2 protein-coding genes are annotated in these 1,915 nt (G+C 44.3%); both read left to right on the top strand.

Annotated features, from left to right (window positions below):
- Positions 1 to 182 (top strand): hypothetical protein (locus WA010_RS11095; protein WP_422557179.1); only part of this gene is annotated, 182 nt, incomplete at its 5' end.
- On the top strand, positions 183 to 1,880 hold the full coding sequence (gene kdpA, locus WA010_RS11090; RefSeq protein WP_422557178.1) for a potassium-transporting ATPase subunit KdpA: 1,698 nt from the start codon (positions 183 to 185) through the stop codon (positions 1,878 to 1,880).
- The last annotated feature ends 35 nt before the right edge of the window (positions 1,881 to 1,915 follow it).

Below are 1,915 nucleotides of genomic sequence, written 5' to 3'. Positions count from 1 at the left end.
TTCTTTATCCCTTCTCCCTTTTATTTGAGCATTTTTTGACCGCCTTTGGGTATATGATACCAGTTGAAATTTATTCTCTAATGGAGTCAGAAATGATGATTGATATGATTGTAGGCGCAACGCTTGCGCTCTCATTGCTACTGTACTTCGTTTATACCCTTGTAAAGATTGAGGAGCTGTAAATGGAAGTATTGGATATGGGTTTATTTGCGTTATTCGCGTTCACGGTAGTGGTTTTCGGATTTTTTATCGGAAACTATATCTATAAAATATTTGATGGAAAGAAAACATTTCTTGATCCCATCATTTCCCCGATTGAAAACACTTTGTTTCGTGTCTGCGGGATCAATGTGGAGGAATCACAAAGTTTTAAAGAATATACAATTTCGATGATGGTATTTAATCTATTCGGTATTTTTATCCTCTTTTTTATTCTCTATTTTCAAAGTGCTTTTTGGCTCAATCCGCAAAATTTTCCAAATCTGAGTTGGCATTTGGCACTCAACACGGCGATTAGTTTTGTGACCAATACCAATTGGCAAAGCTACGGTGGTGAGAGTACCATGAGCTATTTCTCCCAAATGGTGGGATTGAGCATTCAAAACTTCCTCTCTGCCGCTACGGGAGCTGCGATTGCCATTGCTTTAATGCGCGGACTTACGGGGAGAGGGATCGGAAATTTTTATGTCGATATGACTAAAACGACGTTGCGATTGCTCTTACCGATTTCGATTATTTATGCGGTATTTTTGCTCTCTCAAGGGGTGATCCAAAATCTTTCCCCATACATGGATGTAACAACCATCGAAGGTGCGAAACAAACCCTTGCAATGGGACCGGTAGCGAGTCAAGAAGCGATCAAAATGTTGGGAACCAATGGAGGGGGCTTTTTCAATGTTAACAGCGCCCATCCGTTTGAGAACCCGAATGAATTGACCAACTTCATCCAAATTTTCTCGATCTTTTTGATCCCTATCGCATTGTTGTTTGCGTATGGCAAGTTTGCCGGAAACCGTCGTGAGGGAGTTGCAATCTTTGGAGCGATGGCATTGTTATTTGCTCTAACACTCTCGGCTACCTATTATGCCGAATCACAAGGGAATGCGATGTTGACACAGCTGGGTGTCGAAGCGGGTCCTAGTATGGAGGGTAAAGAGGTACGATTTGCGCTGGGAGCGTCGAGCCTATTTGCGACCGTAACGACGGCGGCATCGTGCGGTGCGGTTAATGCAATGCACGATAGCTTTTCTCCCCTCGCAGGTGGAGTTTTGATGCTCCAAATGATGGTCGGAGAGGTGATCTTCGGTGGTGTCGGTGCAGGATTTTACGGGATGATGATTTACGCCCTGTTATCAATGTTTATGATCGGTTTGATGGTTGGAAAGACCCCGATGTATTTGGGCAAAAAGATCGAAGCGTATGAGATCAAAGCGGTTATCATCGCGTTGCTTCTCCCCTCAGCCGCGATTTTGGGCTTTTCAGCTATAGCGGCGAATTGCGCCGATGGATTGGCAGGGCTTAACAACGCAGGACCGCATGGTTTGGGAGAGATACTCTATGCCTACACCTCGGCGGCGGCAAATAATGGAAGTGCATTTGCGGGACTCACCGCCAATACTCCGTTTTACAATGTGACATTGGCTATCGCGATGTTTATCGGACGCTTCGGGGTCATTATCCCGATGATCGCGATTGCGGTGAGTATGTCGAATAAAAAAACGTATGCCCTCTCGTCAGGTTCGGTACGAAGCGATAATATGACCTTTACGATCTTTTTGGCATTCACCGTTCTTATCTTGGGTGCATTGACCTTTTTACCGGCGTTGACGTTTACAGCGATTGCGGAGCATGTCCTCATGTTATCCGGCAAGCTGTTCTAAGGAAATAGTATGAAAAAAGCAATTGAAATTAATAA

It is taken from the genome of Sulfuricurvum sp., from assembly GCF_049305995.1.
Lineage (GTDB): Bacteria > Campylobacterota > Campylobacteria > Campylobacterales > Sulfurimonadaceae > Sulfuricurvum.
This window is presented reverse-complemented; position numbering and strand designations above follow the sequence as displayed.